Raw genomic sequence first — 26472 nt, forward strand, 5'->3', positions numbered from 1 at the left:
AAGGTTTGGCGAAGAAGTCCCGAGCCTGATCGCGACGCAATGATTACCACCGCAGGTGTTTCAGCGTCGCGGTCGGCCGCAGTGCCTGATCGGTGAGCCAGCGCGACAACAGATCATCGGCAATCTCGCCGTTTGCGCCGCTGTACTCGGGCGCATGAATACCACCGGCGATGAACACCGCAGGCAGGCCCATCGCGATCGCTCCACGGACATCGGTGCGCATGGCATCGCCGATCGCAAGAACGCGATCCGCACGGACCGCGCCACCCCGGATCTCGGCGGCCCGCGCCAGCGCGCGCTGGTAGATCGCACGATGGGGCTTGCCCATATGGATCACCTCGCCGCCGATCGCTTCAAAATGCTGTGCAAGAGCGCCTGCGCAATACACCTGCCGAGCGCCGCGGTGAACGATGATATCCGGATTGGCGCAGATCATGCGAAGCCCGCGCTGGCGCATGACTTCGAGGCGCTCGCGATAATCCTCCGGTGTCTCCCGCTCGTCGTGCACGAGACCGCTGCACACCACCCAGTCAGCTTCCGCCAGATCGACCAAGGATACATCCAACCCGGTGAAGATCGCCCGATCGCGCTCGGGACCGACATGATGCAGGCGGCGGCTCGACAACCCTGCGATTTCATCGCGGGTGACGTCTCCCGACGTGACGATGCCGTCGAAAGCATCTACAGCGACACCCAGCCCTTCGAGCTGGCGCTGCACCGACGCCGCCGGCCTCGGCGCGTTGGAGACGAGCAGCACCGATCCGCCCGTTTCACGGAAGCGGCGCAGCGCGGCGCTGGCCGCGACGAAAACGTCGACGCCATTGTGCAGGACGCCCCAGACATCGCACAGCACGAGATCGCACCCCGGGGCGAGTGCCCGGAGGCCTTCGGGATTTGGCACCACAACGTCACCACCTTCCATGATCGATCGACGACCACGCACGCCCGCATCCCGCAGCACTGGATGTAATCAGATCGGGCGCGGTGGCCGTGCGACGTTTCCGTAAAAGTCCGGCGACGCTTGTGCGCGTGCCCCCATGGCGACGGAGCTTTGCAACGCGGGGGGCCGCCGCCCCGGGGAGGTCGGATCGACAACAGCCGATTTGACAGCCAAGTCCACGACCTTTATTCTCATAAAATGGTCATTTATCCCGATATTCGGGATAAGAAACAAATGGGGGGACGATGCACCAGTTGGCACCGGATCAGGCCCGCCAGCAGCGGGCGAAAAAGCTGATGAACGCACCGGACGCGTTCGTCGATGACATGCTCGAGGGGCTCTGCGCCGCCTATCCGTCCCTTCGGCAGGACGGCCCGGGCGGTCGCGTGATCAGAACGCAGCACGCGCTGCGCCGGGACAAGGTCGGCGTGGTGTCGGGTGGCGGATCGGGCCACCTGCCGCTGTTTACCGGCTATGTCGGGCGCGGCCTGCTCGACGCCTGCGCGATCGGCGACGTGTTCGCAGGCCCGTCGGTCGAAGCATGCGCTGCGGCCATCCGCGCCGCCGACGGCGGCCGCGGCGTCCTGCGGCTGTACGGCAATTACGGCGGCGACCGCATGAACTTCGACCTTGCCGGCGACCTTCTCGAGGCGGAAGGCATCCGCACGACCACCGTTCTCGGCAGCGACGACATCGCCAGCGCATCCCCCGCCGAAAGCGGCAAGCGGCGCGGCGTCGCCGGCATCCTCTATGCTTACAAGCTTGCCGGCGCGATGGCCGACCGGGGCGCCGATCTCGACGAGGTCACCCGTATCGCCGCCAAGGCGGTGAGCCATGCCCGCACCATCGGCTGCGCGCTGTCGCCGTGCCAGATCCCCGGCGCGGCCGCGCCGACCTTCACCCTCGGCGACGACGAGATCGAAATGGGCATGGGCATCCACGGCGAGCCCGGTATCTGGCGCGCGGCGCTGCGCCCGGCGGATGCGATCGCCGACGAAATGGTCGAGCGGCTGCTGGGCGACCCGGCCCAAGTCCGATCGCACCGCATCTCGGTGATCGTGAACAGCCTCGGCGCCACGCCACTGGAGGAGCTTTTCATTCTCTACCGCCGCATCAAAGCGCAGTTCGCCGCAGCCGACATCGACGTCGTGCATTCCCTGGTCGGCCGCTGGGTCACGTCGATGGAGATGGCTGGCGTATCGCTCAGCCTGCTTTACCTCGACGACGAGCTGGAGCCGCTGCTCACAGCGCCCTGCGACTGCCCGTTCTGGAAGGTCTGACATGGGCATCACAGCTTCCACTGTCCGCGATGCCGTTCGTCGCGCCGCCACCGCTGCCCGCATGGCCGAGCATGAATTGAACACCGCCGACAGCAAGCTCGGCGACGGCGATACCGGGTTGATGCTGCGGCGGTTGCTGGAGCGCGTCAGTACGGCGCTTCCGGTCACGGAGGACGACATCGGCAGTGTCTTCCAGGCCTGCGGTGTCGCCAGTTCGAGCGCGACGGGATCGAGCCTCGGCACGCTCGGAACCATCGCGATGCTGACCCTCGCCAAGGCGACGCGCGGCCGGAGCGACATCCCCTGGACCGAGCTCGGCGCCCTGCTCGTGGGCGTGCGCGATGCAATGCTCGCGCGCGGCGGCGCCACCCTCGGCGACAAGACCGTCGTCGACACGCTGGACGCCGTGGCCGCGGCGGTGGACGGACTTGCCGACCGCGAGCACGTCGCACAGGCCGCAGTGGCTGCGGCGGCGCAAAGCCTCGCGACATTCCGGCCGCGCGCCAATCGCATCGGCCGCGCCCGGATGTTCGCGGACCGGAGCATCGGCCTCGACGACCCGGGCATGCTGGCGCTCACCCGGCTGATCGAAGGCCTGCACCAGCCTGATCCGGCGCAGGCCGGCTAACGAGAGCGAGGACTATCCGTGGCACGTGTTCAAGTCTGCGATGCGCGCAAGACGTTCGGCGCAACCCCCATTATTCGCGGTGTCTCGATCGACATCGCCGATGGCGAATTCGTCATTCTGGTCGGCCCTTCGGGCTGCGGCAAGTCGACCCTGCTGCGCATGGTGGCCGGCCTTGAATCCATCACCGACGGTGAAATCCGGATCGGCGAGCACATCGTCAACGATGTGCCTCCCAAGGAGCGCGACATCGCGATGGTGTTCCAGAACTACGCGCTCTACCCGCACAAGAGCGTCCGCGACAACATGGCGTTTTCGCTGAAACTCAAAGGCACGCCCAAGCCCGAAATCGAGGACCGCGTCGGCAAGGCCGCCGATATTCTCGGCCTCAGTCCGCTGCTCACGCGCTTTCCGCGCCAGCTCTCCGGCGGCCAGCGCCAGCGCGTCGCCATGGGCCGGGCTATCGTCCGCGACCCGCAGGTGTTCCTGTTCGACGAACCGCTGTCGAACCTCGATGCGAAGCTTCGCGTGCAGATGCGGACCGAGATCAAGGAGCTGCACCAGCGGCTGGGGACGACCACGATCTATGTGACCCACGACCAGATCGAGGCCATGACCATGGCGGACAGGATCGTGGTGATGCGTGAAGGGCGCATCGAGCAGATGGGCTCGCCACTGGAGCTGTACGACTGCCCCGAGAACCTGTTCGTGGCGAGCTTCATCGGCTCGCCCGCGATGAACCTGATCGAAGGACACATCGCCCAGGGCGGCGTCCCGGGTTTCGTCACCGAAAGGGGACTTGCGTTGCCGCTCAGGGAGGTGCCGGCGGGCGCCGGCGGACGGGCCGCCGTCTATGGCATCCGCCCGGAGCATTTCGTCATCGACGAGGCGCACGGCCAGCCGGCCGAGGTGATGGTGGTCGAGCCGACCGGCTCGGAAACCCAGGTGTTCGCGCGGATCGGCGGCGAGACCCTTGTGGTCCTGTTCCGCGAGCGCATGACCATCCGACCCGGCGACACGCTGCCCCTCGCTCCCAATCCCAATCTCATCCATCTGTTCGACGCGGACAGCGGCCGGCGCATTCGCTAGAGCGCTGCCCCACGGAGCGCCCCGGGCCTCGTGCACCTCGCGGCGCACGGTCTCCTGCACGCTGTCCATCACACAACCGCCGTCCGCACCTTGCCCGGTGCGGACGGCGGAAACGCATGTGCCGACGGTGACCGCCCGGACGTGGACGTCCGATCAGCCTATCCCTTGACCGCCCCCGCCATCACGCCGCGCAGGAAGTAACGCTGGACGCTGAGGAAGAGCACGACGACCGGCACCGTCGCCAGCGTGCCGATGGCCATGATCTCGCCCCAGCGGATATCGAACGACGTGATGAACTCCGCGATGCCGAGCGGAATCGTTTTCAGTTCGCTGCTCGAAATCATCACGCTCGCGAACAGGAACTCATTCCACGACAGAACGAACACGAATACCGCCACGGAGAAGATCCCGGGTAGCGCCAGCGGCAGAATGATGACGACGAAGGTATACATGAACGAGGCGCCGTCGACCCAGGCCGCTTCATCGATCTCCCGCGGGATGTTGCTGAAGAACGAGTTCAGCATCCACAGCGCGAACGGGAACGTGAGGATGCAGTGGCAGAGGATCAGCCCCAGCAAGGTGTCCGTAAGCCCCAGCGCGCTCACGATCATGTAGACCGGGATGAAGAGCACGACCGCGGGAAACAGGTAGCTGAGCAGACCGCCGAACAGGAACAGACGCTTGCCCGGAAACTGGAAGCGGGTGACGCTGTAGGCGGCGAGCGTGCTCATTGCCAGACAGATCGCAGTCGTCGCCACGGCGACGATCAGGCTGTTCCTGAACAGCGCGATGGTGTCCGAGCTGGCCAGAATATGCTGGTAGGACACGAGCGTCAGCTCGTTCGGCAGCAGCCGCGGCGGCCGGACGAACAGCTCCGACCCCGGCTTAAGCGAGGAGATGATCATCCAGAACAGCGGAAAGCCGATGAAGATCGTCAGCAGGCCTGCGGTGGCATAGGTCAATGTCCGCGCCACGAGATGTCGGGATGTCATGCGTTGTCCTGCCTCCGCAACAGCCACAAATACAAGGTGCTCAACACGATCAGAATGCCGGCGAGGACGACAGACAAAGCCGCGCCCGAACCGAACCGGAAGAAGCCCATGGCCTCCTCATAGATCCAGATCGGCCAATGCTGCGTCGCCCCGCCGGGACCCCCGCGGGTGATCAGCCAGATGATGTCGAAGAACGTCACGGTCCAGATCAGCCGCAGCACGAACATCACCTTGGTGATTGCGGCGAGATGCGGCAGCGTCACATAGCGAAACTCCTGCCAGGCGTTGGCGCCGTCGACCTGTGCAGCCTGATACTGCTCCTGGGGAATGCCTTGCAGGGCGGCCCAATAGGAGATCATCACGAAGGGGAAGCCGCGCCAGATGTTCGCCAGGATGACGCTGACGGTCGCTCCGAACGGAAGCGCCAGCGGCGACTGATCCGCCTGCAGGAGATGCGCCGACTGCAACACCGCGCTGACGATGCCGAACGATCCGTCGAGCAGCCACCGCCAGAACAGCGCCAGCGCGATCACCGGCACCACATAGGGCAGCAGCAGGATGGTGCGGATCAGCTTCATGCCCGGCAGGTTCTGATTGATGCACAATGCGGCCACCAGGCCGAGGCCGAACTGCCCGATCAGCGAGAAGAACGTCCAGACCAGGGTGTTCCAGGCAACGGTCCCGAGCTTGGGATCGCGCAGGATCATTCCGAAATTCTTCAACCCGACGAACGTCTCGTCATCGGCGACGAAATTGACGGAGAACAGGCTGAGGCGAAAGACGTCAAGGACGGGATAGACCACGAAAACGCAAAGGAAGACGACCGCCGGCAGCACGAACAGCAGGCCAGTGCGGGTCTCGTGGTTTCTGAGCCATTTCGCCTTGAGGGTCCGCAGGAATGTTGGACGCGACGGCGGCATGATGACCGTCGTCGATGCAAGGCTTCCAGGTGCATGCATCATCGCGCCAGCACCTCGAGCTGGAAGCGAAGCTGCTCGTCGATCTGATCCACGGCGGCCTCGACGGAGAGCTTGCCGAGGGCGGCATTCTGGATGGCGTCGCCGACGAACGAGGTGGCTTCGATCTGCCCGGTGATCGGACTGAGGCCGGCTTCGAGACCATAGCGATACCATGTCGGCATCACCTCGTTGAAGATGACGTCGAGCTGCGGCTTGAAACGCTTCACGGTGTCGTTCGCCTGGAACATGTCGCTGTGGAACGCGCTCTTGGTCGCCGGGATGGCGAAAATCGGCCGCGAGTTGGCGCGTTCGGCGACACGGCCGGGCTCGTAGAAGCAGCGCAGCAGCTTCTTCGACGCATCGACCTTGTCCGGCGTGGATTTGCCCACCAGGTAGTAGTAGCCGCCGCCCAGCGAGGCCACCGGCTTCTTGCCGGCGCTCGGCCCCGGGAACGGGAAGACATCGAACTTGTCGAGCATCTCCGGGTTCTGTTCTGCGGCCATCTGGACGACCGCTCCCCACTCATTGGCCATCGCCACCTGCCCCTTGATCAGCGCGGTGCGGTATTCGGCCCACGACCATTCGAGGCTCGCCGGCGGCGACGCCGCCTTGTAGAGCTCGATCATGAAGGCGAGCGCCTTCTGCGCCAACGGCTTCTGGCTGCCGAACACATACTCGCCGCTCGTCGGATCGAAGACGGTCCCGCCCGCCGAATAGAGAATCTGGAAGTAGGTCTGCGGCGCGACCAGCGAGCGTCCCATCGGGACGGCAAACCCGAAGCGCGCCTGTCCGCCGTCCGCTGCCGGCTGGTTCAACGCCTTGGCAGCCTGCAAAAGCTCGTCCCAGGATCGCGGCACCTTGAGGCCCGCTTTCGCAAACAGATCCTTGCGGTACCAGACCTCCTGGTGCAGCGCCCAGTCTGGAAGCCCCCAGATCTTGTCGTTCTTGCTGACCGCGTTGAGATAGGAGGCGATGAAATCGCTCCGGCCGAGTTCATCGACCAGATCGCTCACGGGCTCCAGCCCGCCCTTCGCCTGCATGAAGGCCACGGCGCCTTCCAGCGTATTCATGATGTTCGGTGCATCATTCTTGCGCATGGCGGTGATCAGGCGCGTGTACATCGACCCGAACGGCACGGTCTCGAATTTGACGGCAAGACCGGGCTGCTTCGCCGAGCATTCGGCGATCTGCTTCTGAATGACGTTGGCTTGCGACGCCGTCGTCAGATTGGTCCAGAAGCTGATCTCGACGGCCCCCGCGGGACCTGCGCCGACGAGACATCCGATCAACGCGGCGCCTGCGATGAGCGCCCCTGCAGACCGGCTCCTGTTTCCCAGGCGCTGTGTCACGCGGTCCATTGGCATGCGGTCGTCCTCCCTTTGACACATGTTTGACTTAGTTGTTAGTTATATCCCGCAATGTGGACCACAATCCCAATTTGTGTCAACAGTGCTATCGGCAATATGGCAAACTGGTGGAGGATGGCTTTGGCAACGATGATCGAGCCCGCTCGCGAGATCCCGCTGATCGACGGGTATGACGTCATCGTCGGCGGCGGGGGGACGGCTGGCGTGCTGGCCGCGGTCGCGGCCGCCCGCAGCGGCGCGCGCGTGCTGCTGCTGGAACGGGCCGGCTTTCTCGGCGGCCATATCGCCACCCAGCTGCTGGAGCACAGCGCCGGCTGGTTCGACGCGCTCGGCCAGCAGATCGTCGGCGGCCTGCCCGAGCGGCTTGTCGAGCGTCTCGTGGAGGCCGGCGCCTCGCCCGGACATGTGCGGGACGACACCGGCTACACCAAGTTCCGCGTCCCGGTGAACCATGAGGCCTACAAGTCGATCGTCACCGCATGGCTGGTCGAAGCCGGCGTCGAATTCCTGGTGTTCTCGCCGATCTGCGGCGTGCTGCGCGAAGGCAACGCCGTCACCGGCGTGATCGTCGAGAACAAGTCGGGCCGCACAGCCTTCTCGGCCAAGGTGGTCGTCGATTGCACCGGCGACGCCGATATCGCCGCCCTCGCCGGCGCCGAATTCCACTCCGATCCGGACAACGTCACTCAGCCGGTCAGCCTGCTGTTCAAGGTCGGCGGTGTCGATCACCGGGCGCTGCTCGACTATGTCGAAGCCAATCCGGCGGATTTCAAGCTCGGTCTTGATCCGCGTGAGCTGCGCGACCAGCCGTTCGTCAATCTCTGGGGCTTTGGTCAGTTGCTGAAGCAGGCGCAGGCGGACGGCGTGCTGTCGTTCGCTCGCAACGAGCTGCACTATGCCGGCGCGATCCAAGAGCGCGAGGCCGTGATCAACCTGACCCGTCATGCCGCCGATGCGACAAAGGCCGGCGAGCTCGCCCGGGCCGAACACGTGCTGCGGCAGCAGATCATGGAGGGCCTGCACTTTCTCCGTCGCTATGTCCCGGGGTGCGGCAACGTCTTTCTCTCGGCCACTGCCGCCTGCGTCGGTGTCCGCGAAAGTCGCCGGATCAAGGGGCGCTATACACTCACCGACGAGGACGTCCGCTCCGGCCAGCAGTTCGACGACGCGATCGCGCTCGGCGGCTTTCCCATCGACAGCCACGATTCGCGCGGCCCGAGCATGGACGGCGCCGAGCATGTGCGGCGGGCATACGGCATCCCCTATCGCGTGCTGGTGCCCAACACGATCGACCGCCTGCTGGTCGCCGGCCGCTGCATCTCCGCGGCCCGCAAGGCGCTGGCGAGCGCGCGCATCACCGGAACCTGCATGGCGATGGGCCAGGCGGCGGGACTGGCCGCGGCGATCGCGGCCCGCTCTCATCTCAGCACCCATCGGCTCGACGTCGGCGAGCTTCGGGGGGCCCTGGCCGAGCAGGGCGCCATTCTCTAGGTTCGGGAACAGACGGCAGGCGATCCACCGGATTCCAATCTCGTGTCCCGGATTGTGGACAATGTGCAAGCCGCTCCATTAAGCTGCCGCACCGCATTGCAACCGAGGTCGATCTCATCTTTGGTTCGCCGCGCCCCCGACCCGAGGAGCCCCATGGATACCGGAAGCCCACGCCCGAGCAGCACCGACAAGCCGGAACGCCCGTCCGGTCGGGCACAGCCAGCGGACGACACCAACAAGTCGATCGCCAAGATCATCCGGATCCTGGAATGCTTTTCGACCACGCATCGTTCGCTGTCGGTGGCTGAGATCAGTGAGCGATCGGGATATCCGCGCAGCACGGCCCATCGGCTGTGCGCCTCGCTGCGTGAGGGCGGGCTGCTCGACCAGGAGCGCCAGAGGGATCGCTATCGGCTCGGCCTGAAGCTGTTCCAGTTCGGCAACATCGCATTGTCCAACATGGATCTGCACCGCGAGGCACGGCCCTTCATCGAGCAGCTCGGGCGCCTCACCGGACAGCTGGTCCATCTCGCGGTGTTCGACGGCCATCAGGCGATCGTGATTCACCGTTCCGATCCGGCGGCCGGGCCGACACCGCTGACCTTTATCGAAACCGCGCCGATCCATTGCACCAGCGTCGGCAAGGCCATCCTCGCCTTTCAGCCGCCGGATATCGTCGACAAGCTGATCGGAAATGGCCTCCCCCGCTACACCGACACCACGATCACCGATGAGGACGCGTTGAAGGCCGACCTCGCCGCCATTCATGCGCGCGGCTATTCGCTGGATGAAGGCGAGCATCAGCCGGGCCTGCGCTGCATCGGCGCGCCGATCCATAACCACGACGGGCGGGTCTTTGCCGCGGTCAGCATCAGCGGCCCGGCCTGGAAAGTGCCGGCGACGGAGACCGACAACCTCGCCCGGATCGTCAAGCACACGGCCAACCAGATTTCAGCGGCGCTCTGACGCGTCCCGACGGGCGGCAACGAACGGCCGCTCGATCGCCGCCGCCGGCCGGGCCGTGTCCCGCCGGCGACGATGCCCCGAAGACCGATTCGCGAAGACGCTTCCCCGACGCGCGCCGCCGACGGTCGCACCATCTCCTATTACGCTGCGAAACAGGCACCGCTGCCCGGCGGCGTGTGCGCGCTGTCGCATGCCCGTGCCCTCATTTTGGTCAATCCCGAAATTCGGGATATAATTCCAATTGACAGGACAAACGATCGATGGAAAATTTGTGACGATCCCTCGCAGAGTTCCCTCTGCGCAGCCCGCAGCCCCTTCGGAGAAGGCAATGTCCAATCCCGTGCTGACGCGTCCCAAAGCATTCCTCCATGGTATTATTCCACCATTGACCATTCCATTCGATCAGAAGGGCGAGGTGATCTATTCCGCGCTCGGCGAGGTGGTCGATCAGGCGATCGACAACGGCGTCACCGGCATCGTCGTCGGCGGGAGCACGGGCGAAGGCCACACGCTGGATCGCGACGAATTCGCCAGGATCATGGAACGCAGCCATGAAGCGCTGCGCGGTCGCGGCGCCTTCGTCGCCGGGCTGATCGTCAACAGCACGCGTGAGGCGATCGAACGCGTGAAGCTGCTCAAGGGACTGAACATGACCGCCCTGCAGATCACTCCGGTGCACTATCTGTTCAAGCCCGATGCCGAACGGACGATCGAACACTTCCGGGCGATCTACGAGGAGACCGGCATCCCGATCCTCATCTACAACGTCATTCCCTGGAATTACCTCAGCGCCGACATGATGCTTCGGATCATGCGCGAGGTCCCGGGCGTGGTCGGCATGAAGCAGAGTTCCGGCGACCTCAAGTCGGTGTCCGATCTGCTCGGCGGCGCATCGGCCGACAATGTGGTGCTCACCGGCATCGACGCCCTGCTCTATCCGTCATTCGCGCTCGGCGCGCACGGCGCCATTACGGCGCTCACCGCCGCCGTTCCCGGCGTCTGCGTCCAGCTCTGGAAGCACGTTCAGAACGGCGATCATCCCGCCGCGCTCGATCTGCACCAGCGGCTCAACACGCTCTGGAATGCGCTGAGCCACGACAATCTGCCGGCCTGCGTCAAGTACATCCAGCACCGGCAGGGGCTGGGCCTGCATCTGCCCCGCGCGCCGATGCAGCCGGTCTCCGACCAGCAGAAGGCGGTGATCGATGCCGCGCTGGCCGGCCTCCCCATCACGCTGCGCCCGTCCCATTCCACGGTCCTCCACGACCTGAAGCGGCACAGCGCCTGACGCTGGCGTGCAACAGCGCATCGATCATGGAACGGGCGACTTGCCACGCCACGCCTGTGGCATGCGGCGGCGCCCGTTCTGCATCGGCCCGACGAGACCGTCCGCCCTGGTATCGATCTCCTCCGTCTGCGGCGGACACGGCTGAAGGCGGGGCGCGGCGTCATCGCCGCCAGGCATGGTCAACGCCTTATCCACCACTGCGGGCCCTGCGGTCTTCCGCTCACCGCCGAGCAGATAGAGACCCGAACCAATCACGATGAGCGCACCGAGCAGCGTCCATCGATCGGGAACGTCGCCGAAGACAACGAAGCCGAGCGCGATCATCCAGACGATCTCGGTATAGATGAACGGCGCCAGCACCAGCGCCGAGGCGCGACGGTGCGCGATGATCAGAAGCCAGTGGCCGATGGCGCCGAACGCCCCGATCGCGATCGCAACCGCCCAGACCAGCCATGAATCGGGCATCGTCCACACCTGCGGCATCACCGGCGCCAGCAGGACGACGCCGGCGACACCCGAATACACCATGGTGGTCTCGGACGAATCGCTGCCCGCCAGCACGCGGGTCGCGACGTTGTAGAACGCATAACAAAGCGCACCGGCAACCGACAGCAGCGCAACCGGATGCAGCCCGTTCAGGCCGGGCCGCGTCACCACCAGCACGCCGGCGAAGCCGACCACGATCGCCGTGATCTGCCGCACCCCCGGCCATTCGCCGAGCAGCGGCCCGGTCAGGAGCGCGACAAAGAACGGCGTCGCGAACATGATGGACATCGTTTCCGCCAACTGCAGGTGCTGCAGCGCGATGATGTTGAACGCCGTCGCCAGCAGCCCCATCAGAGACCGAAACAGCTGAAGACCCGGCCGCCGCGCGCGCAGGACGCCCGGCCGCGTCACCGGATTGAGGACGGCCAGCACCAGAATGACGCTGCCCAGATAGCGAATGAACGTCGTCTGCACCGGATCCATGACATGGTTGAGCCACTTTCCGCTGGCGTCGAGGCAGGCGAAATAGAACAGCGCCGCACACATCAGGGCGATGGCCACAAGGCGGTCGCGGTCGGGCATCGGCAGCGCACGTGCAGACCGATCATCGCTCGTGGTCGCCGACCCACGCAGAGGATCTGCCGCCGGAGCTAACGTCACCGCCTCGCGTCGCGACAACGATGCGTGCGGCCAACGCCGGCGAAGGATCGAGGCGATCTGAGGCATGAGGTCATCCACGTCGCGGTTCAACACCACGACAGTAGCCGCGCGCCGCCGGTCCCCGGATCAAGAGATCATGAAGTGATTGTGCAGATCATGTTGCGACACGGCGGCGGCCCGCCTTGGAAATGACATCGGAATTTTACCTCGCCGCAACAGCATCGCTGATAGCATCGGACACGCTCGCGACAGCGCTAGGCAGAGGTTGGCGTGGCATGCCGCCCGGCCGCTGCGGCTCATCGATCCCACACATGAAAACCATACACAGGGCATCCGCCATGCTGACCGGTTTCACCGCCCCCCTGACGCCGACAGGACGATCGTCTCTCATTCCCGCGCCGCCGTGGCACTACGCCGCGTGGATCTTCACCATCGAGTACGAACTCGATCCAGCCGTGGCGGGACGTTTCCTGCCGCCGGAGCTCGGGCGCGCGACGGGACTTGCCTCGATGAACTTCACCGAATGGCAGGTGACGTCGGACGGCTCCGAGCTGCAGGACCCCGCCTATGCACAATACAAGGAGAGCTTCGTCCTGATCGAGACCGAACTCGCCGACGGTTCGCATGCCAACTTCACACCCCTGATCTATGTCGACCAGGATCTTTCGATGATGCGCGGCTGGCTGCAGGGTCTGCCGAAGAAACTCGGCAGCGTCTGGATGACGCGCAGCTTCGGCCTCGATCATTTCGCGGCGGCTCCACTCCAGGCCGGTACCCGGCTCGGCGCGACGCTGGCGGTGAAGGACCGCCGCCTTGCAGAGGCGCGTTTGCGCCTGACCGGCGAGCCCGGCGACAAGCTGGGCTTCTTCAAGCTGCCGACTTACGGCCTTGTCGGTTTTGCCAATCTAATCGAGGACCCCACGCCGAGCCGGCCGCGCCTCGTCCGGCATATGTCAGAAGGCGCGGTGCATGGTCCGTATCATGCAGCGACCGCCGAGCTGCAGGTCTTCGAGAGCCCGCGCGACGAACTCTATGATCTGCGGCCGCACCGTATCACCCGCGCCGCCACCCACACCTTCGCCTGGACTGTCGCCAGGGTGTTCAATCCCACGGCCAGCGTCATCGAACGCGAGGCCATACCGGCCTGATCGCACTGCGCATATCCCGGATCAACGCAACACAGCCTGTGCGTGGCTTCCCGTCCCGGGAGGCCATGCACAGGATGCTGACGCTATTCTGATCGAATTTATCGCGTGAAGCGCGTGCGCACGGTCCCGCAACAATTCCTGTCGCAGGACCGCAGACAGCACCTGGGCTCAGGCCGGCCTGGCCTGGCGGCCTTCATCCAACACGGCCGCGCGTGGCAGCAGGCCCACGAAGCGAGCGGCCGAATCCTCGACCACCAGCACCTCGCAACCGCCGCGACGGAACAGTTGCATGGCCTCGAGCGCCGGCGCATCGTCGCGAACCGTCCCCCTCGGGCTCTCCATGTGCGCCTCCACCAGGATCGTCAGATCCGGCTGCGCGCCCCGCCCCAGGGCCTGTTCGACCGCCTCATTGGTCAGCACGCCGACTGGACGCGCGCGAGCGTCGAGAACCACTGCGACGCCGGAAACGCGGGCGCGGCGGCACATCGCCACCAATGCCTGGGCGAGCGTCGTGTCCGGCGACAACACCGGGATGCCCTCCAGCGGCCACATCAGATCGCGCACATGCATCAATTCCCGGCCAAGGCTGCCGCCGGGATGAAGACGCGCGAAATCCTGACGCGTGAAGCCGCGCCGCGCCAGCAGGATCAGCGCCAGCGCATCGCCCAGCGCCATCATCGCCGTGGTGCTGGTGGTCGGCGCCAATCCCAGCGAGCAGGCCTCCTGCATGACGCCGATATCGAGCACGATGTCGGCCGCCCGGGCGAGGGAGGAGCCGGAGCGACCGGTCATCACCGCGACAGCGGCCGGCAACGCCCGCACGGCCCGCACGACCTGCAGCAGCTCGGCCGTCTCCCCGGAATTCGACAGCGCCAGGAAGATGTCCCCGGGGCCGACGCGCCCGAGGCTGCCATGCATGGCATCGACAGGGTCGAGCACAATCGAGCGCGTGCCGGTCGAAGCCAGTGTCGCCGAGATCTTCTCGCCGACAATGAGCGACTTGCCGACCCCTGACACCACGACGGTGCCGGGTGCGGCCAGAATGCGATCGGCGAGGACGCAGATCTGGTCGTTGATGCGGCCGGACAGCGCATCGAGCGCCATGGCCTCATGGCGGATCACGTCCCGTGCATGCTCCAGCATCTGCTGCCGGCTGATGGGGCGGATCCGCGTCGCGGCGCTCAGCTGAGCAAGCGGCGGCGCGGCGCCGGGCGCGAGATGGAGCGGAGCGATCGGCTTTGGAGAAACGGAGGTCGGAGAAACGAGATTGCTCATCATCAATAACCTTTCCGCAAGCGTCAACAACCGTCGGCTGTTTGATGCGGAGCATACCCCGGGCCACGCTGCGTCCTGCATCATCTTTCCATAAAGCAACTGCATCCGTTTCTTGACGGCGGTATGCGCGGCAGTGTGACTTCCACGCATCGCACCGTGTCGTGAGGCGTGAACGCCTGCGCATGACGGCAACCAAAGCTTTGCAAAACGTTGTTCGAAGCAAGGCTCAAGTTGCCACATCCTCGCCTGATAGTGCCGCGCGTCGACAACGCCACATTCTCCGGCAACCAGCGGATGACATTCAGATGCCCGAGCAACGCGTGATCACCATCGGACGTAGCGCTGTCGGCAACGAGCTGCCGATCACCCTGATCGCCGGTCCCTGCGCCATCGAGAGCCGCGCTCATGCGCTCGAGACCGCGCATGCGCTGGTGGAGATGACGGGTCGGCTTCGCCTCAAGCTGATCTACAAGAGCTCGTTCGACAAGGCGAACCGGACCAGTCTGGACGGCGCACGCGGGCTCGGCATGGCGGAAGGGCTCGCCATTCTCGCCGAGGTCCGCGAGACCTGCGGCTGCCCGGTGCTGACCGACGTCCACGCACCGGAGCAGTGCGCGCCGGCCGCCGCCCATGTCGACGTCCTGCAGATTCCGGCTTTCCTCTGCCGCCAGACCGATCTCCTGATCGCGGCCGCGAAAACCGGTCGGCCGGTGAACGTCAAGAAAGGTCAGTTCCTTGCACCGTGGGACATGATCAATGTCGCCCACAAGCTGGCGCAATCGGGCAATTCCGACATCCTGCTCTGCGAGCGCGGCGCGAGCTTCGGATACAACACCCTGGTCTCCGACATGCGGGCACTTCCAATCCTCGCGCGCACCGGCTTTCCCGTCGTGTTCGATGCCACCCATTCCGTCCAGCAACCGGGCGGCCAGGGCGCGCGCTCCGGCGGCCAGCGCGAGTTCGTCGAGGTGCTGGCGCGGGCCGCGATCGCCATTGGCGTGGCGGCGGTGTTCATCGAGACCCACCAGAACCCCGATGCGGCGCCGAGCGACGGGCCGAACATGGTCCCGCTGCAGGCGCTGCCGCAGCTGCTGGAAACACTGATCGCCTTCGACGAGCTTGCCAAACGCAATCCCTGCAGGCTCCCGGCCGATGCCGCGTGATCAACGACGCGGCTCAACGCGCAGGGAATGTCATTCCGCGCGCGATATGGAGCGCTTTCAAGCGAAGAGGATACCGGTTCGCAGAAAACGCATCACGAACGCGCGAAACGCCGGCGGCGGCAACGGATCAAACAGCAACAAGCGCCAGCCGTGCGTGAACATCCGCCTTGCCGCTGCAGCGGGAGGTTCGCAGTTCCGCTCTGAATGGAAAAAAATGGCGCGCCACCCCCACCGAGCATTTCATGCTGACGGCTCGCTGATGCGATCGGGCCCCGGCTACCATGCGTATCGCACCATACCCCTTCCGGCATAGGATCTGGTGACGTTGGAGAACTCGCCGTCGAAGGTGGCGACCGCCGACCAGCCGTTCATCCACTTCATCTCGGCTGACGCCGTGGTCAGCGCGGAGTCGCTCGCCAGCCGCGCGCCGTTGACGACGAAGCTCGCGCCGGGCAGCGCCTGGAAGGTGGCGGCGATGGCGCGGTCCGGATTGAAATCGTGCGCCCAGGCGAAGCGGCCGCGCAGCGTCAGCACGCCGCTCGACACGGCGAGCGATTTGTCGGTCCGGAATCCCAGTTCGCTTCGGCTGTCGGTCACGCTCTTCGCGGCATAGGCGAGCGCAAAGGCCGGCGTGCCTGGCATGGCCTGCTCGGCATAGGCCGGCAGCGCGAAGATCGTGGCCTGGCCGGCGGCGTAGGGCGTGATGCCGATGCCGCCGGTCCACGGCGCGAGGAAGCGATAGCCGCCTTCGAGGCGGCCGCTCCACGCATTGGCATTGAAGGCGGCACGCAACCGATCGACGCCGGCGATGGTCACGGTGCGGTCGGTGCTGATGTCTTGCCAGCCATAGGCGAGCGCGCTCGAGAGGTAGAACGGCCCGTCGCTGTGCCTGACATAGCCACCGGCCTGGAACAGGTCGGAGCGGCCCGACCCAAAGCCGTTGACGGCAAAGCTGGTGCCGCCGCCGGCCAGCGCAAAACCGATGAGCGTGTTGGGCCCGAGCAAATAGTCGGCGCCGACGGCGGTGCCGTAGATGCGGCTGGTGCTGCCGTTGGTGCCAGCCACCGTGTTGCCGGCGGTGGATTGCGCGCCGCCAAAACCGGCGCCCCACACGCTCCAGCGCTGCAAGGCTGAGGGCGGTGCCTTGGTCAGCATCGCAAACGCATCGTCGCGCATGGGCGCGGCATAAGCGCTCCCGGCAAAGCCGGGCGCGCCAGACGCTGTGCCGTCGCCGCCGTTGCGCGCGATGAAGGGATCGGTGAGCAGGCCCATGAACTGGCCCATGGCGTCGAAGGTCGCTTGCTGCGAAGCGGTTGCGGTCTCACCCGAGGCCTGGGCGAGCCCAAGCGCGGTCAGCGCGCTGTAGATGATAGGAATGCCGCCGTTGCTGTTGAAGTAGTTGGTGATGGCGGCGCCGACGCCTTGCTGGTTGCCGCCGAGCCCGCTGCCCGGCGGCGGAACGAAGCTCAACACCAGATTGAGATAGGCATGGGTCGCGTCGTAGCTCAGTGTCGTGCGCAGGTTCGACGGCAGATTGGTCTCGGCCACCGCGCCGAATGTGCCGGAAACGCCGCCCTTCGCGGTCAGGATCGTGTATTGCCTTGTGATGTAGCTGCCGGGCGCGAAGACGGCGCTGACGGTCGCGCCGCCGAGCGTTGCCGTGCCGCCCACACTGACAAAGGACGCCGTCGCGGGACTGAACTGGACGAAATAGAACGCGCCCGACTGAAACGCGAGATTGCCCGAGACCGCGAGCGAGGGGCCGGCGGTGCCGTTGCCGCCCAGCAGCGCGCCGCCGCTGTTGACCGTCGTGTTGCCGACGGTGCCGGTGCCCATCAGCAGGCCACCGCTGTTCACCGAGGTGAGCAAGGAGGACGCGATCGAACCGCCCACGCTCAGGATGCCGCCGTTCACCGTCGTCGCGCCGGTATAGGTGTTGACGCCGGACAGCGTCAGCGCGCCCGTCCCGATCTTCACCAGCGCCCCGCCGGTGGAGCACGCGCTGCCGCTCGCGCCGCAGTCGCTGATCACGCCGCTCACCTCTTGGCTGAGATTGTTGCCGCCGACGGTGAGCTCCCGCGCGCCCAGATAAAAATTGCCAGCGCCCGCAATCGAACCGGCGCTCAGCTTGCCGTCCCCGGCAGGTCCCACCGATCTCGAAAAATCAACCGTGCCGCCGGCAGCATTGGTGATGGCCGCGTTGCCTGCCGTGCTGGTGGCGAAGAAGTACAGGAAGCCGCCGTTGTTGGTGATGGTAGCGTTGCTGGCCGTGCTGGTGCCGGAGAAAGTCAACCGGGCGTCGCCCCCATTGTTGGTGATGGCGGCGCTTCCGGCCGTGCTGGCGTTGGAGAAATCCATTGCGCCGTAGTTGGTGATGGTGGCGCTGCCGGCCGTGCTGCCGTTGCGGAACGAGACCCCCCCGGGATCCCCCCACCATCACCTCCCCCATCGCCATGGTTGGTGATGTGGGCACTGCCGGCAGTACTGGTGTTGTAGAAATTCAAGTAACCGTCGGTGATAGCCGCGTTGCCCGCCGAGCTGGTGTTGTAGAAATTCACGTCACCGGTAGTGGAGGTGATGGCCGCGCTGCCGGCCGTGCTGCTGTTGCGGAAATTAACGCTGACCCCGTTGAGGATGGTGGCACTGCCGCCGTTGATGGCGATGCCTGCACCATTGAAATTCAACAACTGGCCGTTGGCGAACGTGTAATTTCCCGCCCCGGCGTTGAAGGTCCAGCCGCCGACGTTCGTTCGGTTGGCTTCATCGTTGGAGGGGATTGACAGGCTGGTGATGTGCGATGCGCCGAAGGTGGCGGTACCTGACGGCACTGCGCCGCCGCTCCAGTTGCGGAAGCTGTCGTAAACGCCGCTGACGGGAGCAGCGAGCCAGGTCGCATCCTGGGCCGCCGCCGGCAAGCTGGCCCAGACGGGCGCTGTCGCGGCCAACAGCGCCGCACGCAACGGCCTGCCGCAGACGCCGCGCAGCCCGACACAATGATAACGCGCACCGACCATCTTCCGCCCCCGACCTCGAACGCCCGCGCGCCTGTCCGGCATCGCAGTCCGCCTTCGGCCCGACTCCCCACATCAACCTCGGCCAATCCTGCCATAGCGGGGCGGCAAGGTCCCGCGATTGCGGCCAGGACATTCTGAAATTTTTCTGATATTTGCCGCGCCCCGCGCGCTTGCGCACATTTTCAGGGTTTCTTCGGCGGTGCGCACGGTTGCCCGAAAGCTGAACCCGCGCAGCAATGAGAGCATCACGCCACGCGCGATGCAGCGCGTCTTCGGTTAGCGAAGCGCGGGTCCGCAGTCCTGTTCTCAATCGTAGAGAATTGGCGCTCCCTAGGGGAATCGAACCCCTGTTTCAGCCTTGAGAGGGCCAAATAATGGATCCGCCTTCGTCCGTCATCGTTCGCCAGTATTCAATAATTTCAATAGCTTAAGCGTCCACAATACGGTACTGTTCGCCCATATACATTGTCGGATATTCGACGGATATTCGACGTAAAACTCCGCGGCGAAAGCTATGTCGAAGACGCTCACCGAGGCTCAGATCACGACGGCTAAGGCGCGCTCCCGGCTCGAGCTTGGCGTGCATTGGCGTCGCCTCGATGCCGAAGCCCATCTGGGCTATCGCAAAGGAAAACGGGGTGGCGTTTGGCTTGTCCGCTGGCGCAATCACCACGAAGGCGGCAATTACAAACAGGCGCCAATTGGCATCACCAATGACATCAATGACAAGCTCGCCGACGGAATTCTAACCTTTGAACAGGCCGTCAGAACGGCTCGGGAGGCGGTAGCTCGAGCCAGAACAGAAGCCGCGGCACAGGCGGCGGGCCCGGCGCCCACCGTGCGATCGGCCGTAGAAGCCTACGTCAAGGATCGAGATACTCGAGAAAGACGCCGAACAGGTCGCGACGTCCAATCCGACGCCGGTACGAAGCTTCGGCGCTACCTCCTTGGTCAGGAAAAGCGCGGCAATCAGGAAGCTATGGACGCTGCTCCTCTCGCATCGGTGCATCTGCATGCCTTGAATGAAGCCGACTTGATAGCTTGGCGTGAGGGTTTACCGGCGGACTTAAAGGTCACTACCAAGCAGCGGTTCGTCAATGACCTCAAGGCCGCACTAAATGCCGCGTGGCCGCGGCTTTCCGCAGATCGGAAGAAACTAAACCCGGCGTTCCTCGCCATTGTGAAGGCCGGCTTTAAAGCCGAGCGGGTCGATGATGATGATGACCTGTCGGTCGCTCGGGATAACCAGATTCTCACGGATGAGAAAGTTGGCGCGATCCTTCAGGCTGCGTGTGAAGTCGATCAGGAGCAAGGATTCGATGGCGATCTATATCGTATCATCGTATGTCTGGCCGCGACGGGCGCGCGGTATGCCCAGGTCAGGCGAATGCGCGTAGGCGACGCCCAGGTTTCTGCACGGCGTCTGATGCTGCCGGGTTCCTACAAAGGGCGTGGCGGCAACAGCGGCTCAGACCCGGTTCCAGTGGGTGACGACGTGGTTGAGGTGCTTTTGCCTGCAATCGCCGGGCGGCCAAGCGAGGCACCTCTTTTCGAGCGATGGATCCATGAACAGGAGCCGGGGGGTATCGCGTGGAAGAAGTCTGAACGCGGTCCGTGGAAAAGAGCCGAACTTGCACGTCCGTGGAAGGCCATTCGCGAGCGCGCCGGTATGCCGGAGGTGATTCCCTATGCTTTGCGGCACTCGAGCATCGTGCGCGGTCTCCGAAAAGGCTTGCCCATCCAACAGGTCGCTAAACTGCACAACACCTCAGTCAAAATGATCGAACGGCGCTACGCGAAATACATTGCGACGGCCTTGGAAGACCTCGCAAGGGCGGCAGTCGTGCCCCTGGTACCGCGGAGCGATGGAAACGTGGTGTCAATGCGGAAACGCGCGTAAGGATCATCCTGCCGTCTTGATCGAATTCGTTCGTCGGATGGTGCCCGTAGCCCCCTTGCATCACTAGCAGTGCGTTCGCCTTGCGAGCTGTCGGGGGTTCGAGTCAGTAGACCGCTACAGCGCGAAACCCACTTTTGAGAATAGTGGGGGACGCATGGTAGCGGGGGAGCGTTTCCATCGAAGCCCCCCGGCAAATCCCTGCCGTTTTCGGTGTTCGCGGCCAAGAAAGCGGTGCTCGCTGGCTAGACTAGGCAGGCCCTTCCGCTTCTCCAAGGCTCTTGGACATTGGAAGAAAGGCACGGAGTGGGCTACCAGCCAAAGGACGACATCATCAACGTTCCGTAGGGGCTCATCGAGCTCCGTTAGGGATTCATTTGATATATGGAGCCATAGGGGTTGCGCCGGGCTACTCTTCTCGGCAGCTACTGCTTTGGCTTCATTTCGACCTTTCCAGATCTCAGTTCCCAGTCATTTCCGTTGCGGGTCAAAACACTATAGTAGAAGGTTTTGCCTTTTTCCTTTTTTGGCTCCTCACCTGCTTGCCCCCCAGAAGAACCGGTAAGTCCCATTGAAATCCAGTTGACCATGGATTGAAACTTCGAGATGCCCGCGTTCCACTTGCGTATCTCTGAAGCCTCTTCGCGCATTTTCTCAGCCAGCTCCATTGTCGCCTTCGAGTCTTCCTGCATGTCGCTACCGATCTCGGCCAGCTTGACCGCACTCGTCCCTGGGACGGCGGAGGCGTCGAGCCCGTTGGCGCTGCCGACATGCTGTGCGAAAATGGCATTTGCAAAAAGCTTGGATTCGTTGAAGTCCTTCAGATCTTTCTCAGAACTCTTGATAACCTGATCCAGCCGGTCGGCGGCGCGCTCTGCGGCCTCTTGGCGCTTCGCAAGCGCCGGCAAAAGCTCGGTCTCGAAATCCGCCCAGCTCAACCCGACGCTTCGACCTGTCAACCTGGAGTAAAACTCTATTGTCGGGCTCGATGCCAGTTTTCCAATTTTGTCGCTGAGTTTGCCGGCAACTTCCGTCGTGTCCTTGTACGTTGAAGCAAGACCTTTTAGGTCATCACGCGCTTTCTTCAGCTGAGCGATTTCTTCTTCCCTCGCTCGCCCTGCCCTGTCGAGACGCTGCAGCTCATCACTTGCTCCCGTCAACGTCCCGCGACCCTTGCCGCCACTTGCGATCTTTTCGATGGCCTCTTTGTTGTTCAGGGCCGGAAGCGGCTTTGGCACCACACGGTTCAGTTCAAGGGTGTTGGTCTCCAGCTGCTTGAGCGAAGCCTCATCCATCATCGATTTTGGCAGCGCTCGCTCGACATTTTCATTCAACTTGTCCAGCGCCAGCCGGAATGCAGTGGCATTCGGAGCGACGGCCTTGATGATGCCAAATATCGTATTCGTTGCTAGTTCAGTAAATTCATCCGCAGCGAACGAGGGCGCGGACCAGCTTACTGCCAGAATGGCAAGCATCCCTAGGGATAGGCGCTTCATCGAGTTCATCCTTGCCGGTCATACAGGGCGGTCACTCTCTGCAGATCGTCCTCCGCAACGTGCTGCAGAGCCAAAATCCTGGCCTCCAATCCTACGAGGGCTGAATACCCCTGCAGATACCCTTGAAATAGACCAAACGCCTGCGGCGATCCGTGAACATTGTCTGCAACCTCGACACAGCCATCCATTTTTGTTCGAGGTTCGGCCGATGTTTCGCGATCATTCCAATCCGATTGTTTCCGGACCATTCTGGACCAACTATCGGCCCTCCACGTATCGCTCGGCTTCATCGAAACTTGGAAGGCTCGCCTCCCGCCGTAAGCCCTCAAAGAAACAACGTCGTATTGCACCGTTTCGAGTGATCGCGTCTCTCGGACATCGCTTAAGAACCCCGAAACGTGAGTACCAGCTCCGCTGGGATTGACGTCGCGCAAGACTTCGTGATGCGTTACAGATGAAGCAACGCTGCTCATCAAGCACAAAGACTTTGGGTTAGATGCGCTTCTATTTTCATCTTGATCTGGGACAGGCTGGCTGTAGTCCTTCGGGAGAAGTTTCGCGAACGGCTGGGATGCGATTTCCGCGGTTCTGAGCTTGTACTTTTCGTTTATGAGCGGAAGCCGCGTCTTGATGCCGCCGTCGCCTGTCATCGTTTGGAGAGAACTCCGGATATTGAACAGCACCGTTTTGAAGCGCTCGGAATCGGTATCGGAGGCGCGGCGCTTTGTTCGACTGCTATCGTAACGATCAATCAGCGCTGCCGCGTTTACAAGATGATTGGCTGCGATGGTAATGCCCGGCGGCCGGGTCGTCGCAGCGATGGCCGCAAACAGACTATTCGAAAGATCGTACAGCTTTTTCCGGTCTTCTTGAAGACCTGCAAGAGCCTCCTTGTCTTGCGGACGACGGCTTAGGGCAGAAATGTTGTCTGCAACGCTCTTGAACCTGCTCTGCGCTTCGATGACTTGCGTCAAAGTGATTGTCTCGGACGGAATCTCAGTGATGTATCGCTGAACGTTGTCAAGCGTCTCGTTCATCGCCTGGAGCGCAGCGAACATCTCCAGCTGATTCCGAAGTATCAGGTCGAGCTTTAGATTGATGGCGCCCAGTTCGAGCTGCATGTCGCCCGAACGCTTCATGAACTCAAGTGATTGATTTATGAGGCTAAAGACGGGGACACCGCCACTTCCCTCAGCTCGGGCGGGCTGATGGAGCCAAAGGGGACTTCCGAGCGCCAACAGAGAGCCGCCCCCAAGCAAATGAATAAACGTGCGACGCCTCATTGGTGCTTTACTCCCCCGGAAAGCAATTCCTCGATGCAAGACACAAAGCTCTTATCAGTGAGTTTGGCCGCTCGCGCCAAAAGTTCAAGTCGGCGTCGGTGAAATTTCTCGATGAACGGTTTTTAATGTTGTGATGCAGTGTTGCGACGGCGCCCCGGCTATCCTTCGACCAGGAGAATGTCTTCGTTCGGTTAGCCGCGCAAATTTGCATTCTGTCTGGAATGTCTGTTGGAGGTCACTAAGGGACGTCAGCGCCCGTCCGCACCAATGTCCACTTGATCCCAAGAGCAGTCCATCCGATCGGGTGGGATTGTGAAGGCTCTACGTTCAGTCGACTTCTATCTGAGCGTTGCGGGCCTCCCTCAATAGCTGGCCAGCAGAGGTTTACGCCTTGCGATTTCTTGGGCCTGGACAGGCGAGAATCGAAATTAGGCTGGCTGCTCGCCGACCATCGAGAGCAGCGACGCCTGCGCCTCGGCATAGGCCTTGTCACCGGGATGGCGTGGCTTGGCCGGCGGGGGATTGAACGTGACATCCGGAAGCGGCAGCGGGTTGCGGCCGTTGAGGTAAAGCTCGATCAGCGCTTCGTGGAGCACGTGCAGGAATCCGAACATGCGCTTCATCTCGTCGATGTTGGTCTTCGCGAGGAACGGATCGATCTCGGAGACACCCCGCTTATTATGCGCAAGGTGGTCTCGGACCTCACCGTAGACGGGCTCATAGATCTTGCGCCACGCCCTCACCTCCTTCCGCAGCTCGCGCACGTCGTCGATGACGGTGTCGTGCCGGTCCTTGACGTAGTCGGCGGCCTGCTGAGGCGTGATGACTTCTCCCTTGCGCTTGCGCAGGGCGTCCCGGCCGAGCTCCGGCAGGTTCTGCTCGACGGCCTTCAGCAGGAGGTCGACGTTGTGCGCGGACTTCTGATCGAAGATGCGGCCAAGCCAGATGAAGGTCGACACCAACAGGGCGTGGTTCGTCGTCAGCCAGAACATGGAATTGCGGTTCACGGCCGCGAGGACATCAGGGCGCTCGGCGAGCAGATCGCGGATTCCGAGGTAAGCGAAGAAGGTCTGCTGGGCCGCCTCTTCCTCCTTCCGGAAGGTCTCGATCTCCTCCTGGATGTCGGGCGGCGTCGGCGGAACGTAGGGCTTCTTTTCGTTCATCTTCGGAGCGCACCATTCAATCCGACGGCCCTGCAGATTTCTGCGAGGTTCGAGTGCATGACGATCTCAATACTGGCTAATCGGCGGCAACGGCTGGCCGAGGAAGACCATCCAGGCGTCGAAAACATTCTGCAGGATTGACGACAGAGCGCGCCGGTCGCCGTCGTTGGTCGCGACCACGATCTGCTCGACGCCGCCATACTTGCCTTCGCCCCAGCGGCATTGCCCGAATCCGAAGTCGCCCGGAGCGATGTCGTTCGACACGTCAATGCGGCCGGTCCGTGGGCGGTGGTGCTTGAAGGCGACGGTGCGCAACGGAGCCGAGGGTCGCGAGCTCGCCACGGCCCGGTGGGGAATGCCATCGTCATCGAAGGCGCTGATGGACGCCACCAAGAAACGAGCCGAAAAACTGCAAGCCAAGGGCAAGGCAGTGGATTTCAAGGAATTGCTCAGAATGGAGCCGGACGGCGGTACGACCAACATCCGCAATGTGAAGAGCAAGCACTGGACGCGATGGCTGGGGACCGAAAATCGCTGCATAGTGCCGTTCAACTCGTTCAGCGAGTTCAACAAGGCCGAGGGCGGCGACATCTGGTTCGCGCTCGACGAGAGCCGTCCCCTCGCCTGCTTCGCCGGCATCTGGACCAACTGGACGTCTGTCCGGAAGGTCAAGGAAGGCGAGACCACCAACGACCTCTACGCGTTCCTCACGACGGAGCCGAACGCCGAGGTCCGCGCCATCCACCCGAAAGCGATGCCGGTCATCCTGACAACACCAGAAGAAGTCGAGACCTGGATGACGGCTCCACCGGACGAGGCCCTGAAGCTGCAGCGGCCTCTACCGGATGAGACACTTCGGATCATCGCCCAGGGCGTCAAGGAAGATCCGGTGAGGCCAGCAACCTGATCATTGAGGCCGACGAGCAGGCGAGGCCCTCGTCCGTCATCGCAAGACTCATCGACGTCGACATAGACGCCTTCCATGCGTCCGTCGAACAACATGACAATCCGGATCTCCGTGGCAAAATTACCAGGTTCATTTTTGCTCCACGGGGACGTTCAACTCGGGGCGAGGCACGCGAGCGGGTTTAGGCCATTCCTTCAACTTCAGACTGTCAGATATGACAAGATCTTCGATCGGCGGGATTGGCTTTCCCGGATGTGACCGGATCAACTCTTTCCTTTTTTCCAACCGCTTCACTTCTAAAGTCAGCACATCATCGAGTTGAATGGGAAAAACATAAAGATCTACGAAAGGCTTGGCGTCGTTGCCCAATTGCCCCGCATGCGCGAGCTCCAAGACTCGGTAGTGCGCCGCAGCGCGCGAGAGATAAGGCTGCACCTTTGCGTTCACCATCTTCGCGTTGGCCGCGATGAATTCTCTCAAGGTCTTTGCGTTGGCAACGATCTCCGTCACGAGCGTTTTCTCTCCTTGAGGGAGATTGTTCAGCCATTCGCGGTCGAACAAGCTTTCGAGCAACAGAAAGCGCTGCGAGTCGGCCTGTCGGGCTCTAAGATCTCGGGATAAGAGGCGATTCACATCGGACATGCGCATGAACGGGCCGAAAAATCCATCAAGTTGCGCCTGAATTTCGTTGACCTCGCCGTCATTGGCTTTTTGCCAGATGCTCGCTTCCGTATTGGCCAGCGACGCCTTCAGCGTCCGCGAGCTGATCAAGGAGCTAACAATGAGTGCTACGATGCCCGTAATAGCCGTGATCAGCGCAAAGTAATCCTTCGGCTCCCACCCGCCGGTTGCCGGCGCCGCCGCGGGCGATGCCGGTGCTGCGTTGGCCCCAGTTGCCACGAGGAGCGAAAAAATATCGGCACCAGTCATCGTTCACCTCCACGAGCCCAGCCGCGACGCACCTTGTAGTGATGGGCATACAA

22 protein-coding genes and 1 pseudogene are annotated in these 26472 nt (G+C 63.3%); 10 read left to right on the plus strand and 13 right to left on the minus strand.

Annotated elements, in window-relative coordinates; translation table 11 throughout:
* Window positions 1-43: 43 nt before the first annotated feature.
* The gene (locus AB4Z37_RS06085; protein WP_441515806.1) at window positions 44-961 is read right to left on the minus strand and encodes a TIGR01459 family HAD-type hydrolase; all 918 of its coding nucleotides are present in this window, start codon (window positions 959-961) and stop codon (window positions 44-46) included.
* 275 nt (window positions 962-1236) lie between these two features.
* Between AB4Z37_RS06085 and AB4Z37_RS06090 the strand changes: the two genes are divergently transcribed.
* The 3 genes from AB4Z37_RS06090 to AB4Z37_RS06100 are packed head-to-tail and all read left to right on the plus strand — an operon-like array spanning window position 1237 to window position 3934.
* Window positions 1237-2220 carry a dihydroxyacetone kinase subunit DhaK gene (locus AB4Z37_RS06090; RefSeq protein ID WP_441515807.1) on the plus strand — a complete coding sequence of 328 codons (984 nt, stop codon included), beginning with the start codon at window positions 1237-1239 and terminating at the stop codon, window positions 2218-2220.
* 1 nt (window position 2221) lies between these two features.
* Window positions 2222-2848, plus strand: a complete 627-nt coding sequence (locus AB4Z37_RS06095; RefSeq protein WP_441515808.1) for a dihydroxyacetone kinase subunit L — start codon at window positions 2222-2224, stop codon at window positions 2846-2848.
* A gap of 18 nt (window positions 2849-2866) precedes the next feature.
* Window positions 2867-3934, plus strand: a complete 1068-nt coding sequence (locus AB4Z37_RS06100; RefSeq protein WP_441515809.1) for an ABC transporter ATP-binding protein — start codon at window positions 2867-2869, stop codon at window positions 3932-3934.
* A 158-nt stretch (window positions 3935-4092) separates the two neighbouring features.
* On the opposite strand, the gene AB4Z37_RS06105 is transcribed toward AB4Z37_RS06100, so the two are convergent.
* From AB4Z37_RS06105 to AB4Z37_RS06115, 3 genes are read right to left on the minus strand one after another with little or no spacing between them, the layout of a single operon-like run.
* Complete coding sequence (locus AB4Z37_RS06105) at window positions 4093-4926, minus strand: carbohydrate ABC transporter permease (protein ID WP_441515810.1); 834 nt, start codon at window positions 4924-4926, stop codon at window positions 4093-4095.
* Window positions 4923-5846 carry a carbohydrate ABC transporter permease gene (locus AB4Z37_RS06110; protein WP_441515811.1) on the minus strand — a complete coding sequence of 308 codons (924 nt, stop codon included), beginning with the start codon at window positions 5844-5846 and terminating at the stop codon, window positions 4923-4925. Before AB4Z37_RS06110 ends, AB4Z37_RS06105 begins: the two co-directional genes overlap by 4 nt.
* A 38-nt stretch (window positions 5847-5884) precedes the next feature.
* Window positions 5885-7174, minus strand: a complete 1290-nt coding sequence (locus AB4Z37_RS06115; protein WP_441515812.1) for an ABC transporter substrate-binding protein — start codon at window positions 7172-7174, stop codon at window positions 5885-5887.
* Between the two features lie 207 nt (window positions 7175-7381).
* Between AB4Z37_RS06115 and AB4Z37_RS06120 the strand changes: the two genes are divergently transcribed.
* The 3 genes from AB4Z37_RS06120 to AB4Z37_RS06130 all read left to right on the plus strand — a co-directional run bounded on the left by AB4Z37_RS06120 (window position 7382) and on the right by AB4Z37_RS06130 (window position 10997).
* Window positions 7382-8743: an FAD-dependent oxidoreductase gene (locus tag AB4Z37_RS06120; RefSeq protein WP_441515813.1), complete on the plus strand. Its 1362-nt coding sequence runs from the start codon at window positions 7382-7384 to the stop codon at window positions 8741-8743.
* A 153-nt stretch (window positions 8744-8896) separates the two neighbouring features.
* On the plus strand, window positions 8897-9709 hold the full coding sequence (locus AB4Z37_RS06125; protein WP_441515814.1) for an IclR family transcriptional regulator: 813 nt from the start codon (window positions 8897-8899) through the stop codon (window positions 9707-9709).
* 328 nt (window positions 9710-10037) lie between these two features.
* Window positions 10038-10997, plus strand: a complete 960-nt coding sequence (locus AB4Z37_RS06130) for a dihydrodipicolinate synthase family protein (RefSeq protein ID WP_441515815.1) — start codon at window positions 10038-10040, stop codon at window positions 10995-10997.
* 24 nt (window positions 10998-11021) lie between these two features.
* On the opposite strand, the gene AB4Z37_RS06135 is transcribed toward AB4Z37_RS06130, so the two are convergent.
* A complete protein-coding gene (locus tag AB4Z37_RS06135; protein WP_441515816.1) occupies window positions 11022-12065 on the minus strand; it encodes a DMT family transporter in 1044 nt (347 codons plus the stop codon).
* Window positions 12066-12481: 416 nt separating this feature from the next.
* Between AB4Z37_RS06135 and AB4Z37_RS06140 the strand changes: the two genes are divergently transcribed.
* Window positions 12482-13291 (plus strand): acetoacetate decarboxylase family protein, encoded by an 810-nt coding sequence (locus tag AB4Z37_RS06140; protein WP_441515817.1) that lies wholly within the window; start codon window positions 12482-12484, stop codon window positions 13289-13291.
* A 168-nt stretch (window positions 13292-13459) separates the two neighbouring features.
* Here AB4Z37_RS06140 and AB4Z37_RS06145 read toward each other — a convergent pair whose 3' ends face one another.
* Window positions 13460-14806 carry a KpsF/GutQ family sugar-phosphate isomerase gene (locus AB4Z37_RS06145; protein ID WP_441515818.1) on the minus strand — a complete coding sequence of 449 codons (1347 nt, stop codon included), beginning with the start codon at window positions 14804-14806 and terminating at the stop codon, window positions 13460-13462.
* 65 nt (window positions 14807-14871) lie between these two features.
* Here AB4Z37_RS06145 and kdsA point away from each other — a divergent pair, with 65 nt between their 5' ends.
* A complete protein-coding gene (kdsA, locus tag AB4Z37_RS06150; protein ID WP_441515819.1) occupies window positions 14872-15729 on the plus strand; it encodes a 3-deoxy-8-phosphooctulonate synthase in 858 nt (285 codons plus the stop codon).
* Window positions 15730-16005: 276 nt separating this feature from the next.
* Here kdsA and AB4Z37_RS06155 read toward each other — a convergent pair whose 3' ends face one another.
* Together AB4Z37_RS06155 and AB4Z37_RS06160 are read right to left on the minus strand one after the other, a co-directional pair.
* Window positions 16006-18087 (minus strand): autotransporter domain-containing protein, encoded by a 2082-nt coding sequence (locus AB4Z37_RS06155; RefSeq protein WP_441515820.1) that lies wholly within the window; start codon window positions 18085-18087, stop codon window positions 16006-16008.
* Window positions 18018-18743 (minus strand): hypothetical protein, encoded by a 726-nt coding sequence (locus AB4Z37_RS06160; RefSeq protein ID WP_441515821.1) that lies wholly within the window; start codon window positions 18741-18743, stop codon window positions 18018-18020. The genes AB4Z37_RS06155 and AB4Z37_RS06160 overlap by 70 nt, the downstream gene beginning before the upstream one ends.
* Before the next feature lie 514 nt (window positions 18744-19257).
* On the opposite strand from AB4Z37_RS06160, the gene AB4Z37_RS06165 reads away from it, so the two are divergent.
* Window positions 19258-20643 carry a tyrosine-type recombinase/integrase gene (locus tag AB4Z37_RS06165; RefSeq protein WP_441515822.1) on the plus strand — a complete coding sequence of 462 codons (1386 nt, stop codon included), beginning with the start codon at window positions 19258-19260 and terminating at the stop codon, window positions 20641-20643.
* A gap of 422 nt (window positions 20644-21065) precedes the next feature.
* Here the strand turns inward: AB4Z37_RS06165 and AB4Z37_RS06170 are convergent, their stop codons facing one another.
* The 4 genes from AB4Z37_RS06170 to AB4Z37_RS06185 form a co-directional block, all read right to left on the minus strand.
* Window positions 21066-22136 (minus strand): hypothetical protein, encoded by a 1071-nt coding sequence (locus AB4Z37_RS06170; RefSeq protein ID WP_441515823.1) that lies wholly within the window; start codon window positions 22134-22136, stop codon window positions 21066-21068.
* Window positions 22137-22141: 5 nt separating this feature from the next.
* Window positions 22142-23257, minus strand: coding sequence for a hypothetical protein (locus tag AB4Z37_RS06175; RefSeq protein ID WP_441515824.1), 1116 nt, complete (start codon window positions 23255-23257; stop codon window positions 22142-22144).
* A gap of 590 nt (window positions 23258-23847) precedes the next feature.
* Window positions 23848-24582 carry an AbiU2 domain-containing protein gene (locus AB4Z37_RS06180; protein WP_441515825.1) on the minus strand — a complete coding sequence of 245 codons (735 nt, stop codon included), beginning with the start codon at window positions 24580-24582 and terminating at the stop codon, window positions 23848-23850.
* 66 nt (window positions 24583-24648) lie between these two features.
* Window positions 24649-24975 (minus strand): hypothetical protein, encoded by a 327-nt coding sequence (locus AB4Z37_RS06185; protein ID WP_441516153.1) that lies wholly within the window; start codon window positions 24973-24975, stop codon window positions 24649-24651.
* On the opposite strand from AB4Z37_RS06185, the pseudogene AB4Z37_RS06190 reads away from it, so the two are divergent.
* Window positions 24890-25489 (plus strand): annotated as a pseudogene (locus AB4Z37_RS06190) (SOS response-associated peptidase family protein); the annotation flags it as partial. The gene AB4Z37_RS06185 and the pseudogene AB4Z37_RS06190 overlap by 86 nt on opposite strands.
* A 129-nt stretch (window positions 25490-25618) precedes the next feature.
* Here the strand turns inward: AB4Z37_RS06190 and AB4Z37_RS06195 are convergent.
* A complete protein-coding gene (locus AB4Z37_RS06195; protein ID WP_441515826.1) occupies window positions 25619-26419 on the minus strand; it encodes a hypothetical protein in 801 nt (266 codons plus the stop codon).
* Window positions 26420-26472 lie beyond the last annotated feature (53 nt).

Source organism: Bradyrhizobium sp. 2TAF24 (genome assembly GCF_052115025.1).
Lineage (GTDB): Bacteria > Pseudomonadota > Alphaproteobacteria > Rhizobiales > Xanthobacteraceae > Bradyrhizobium_A.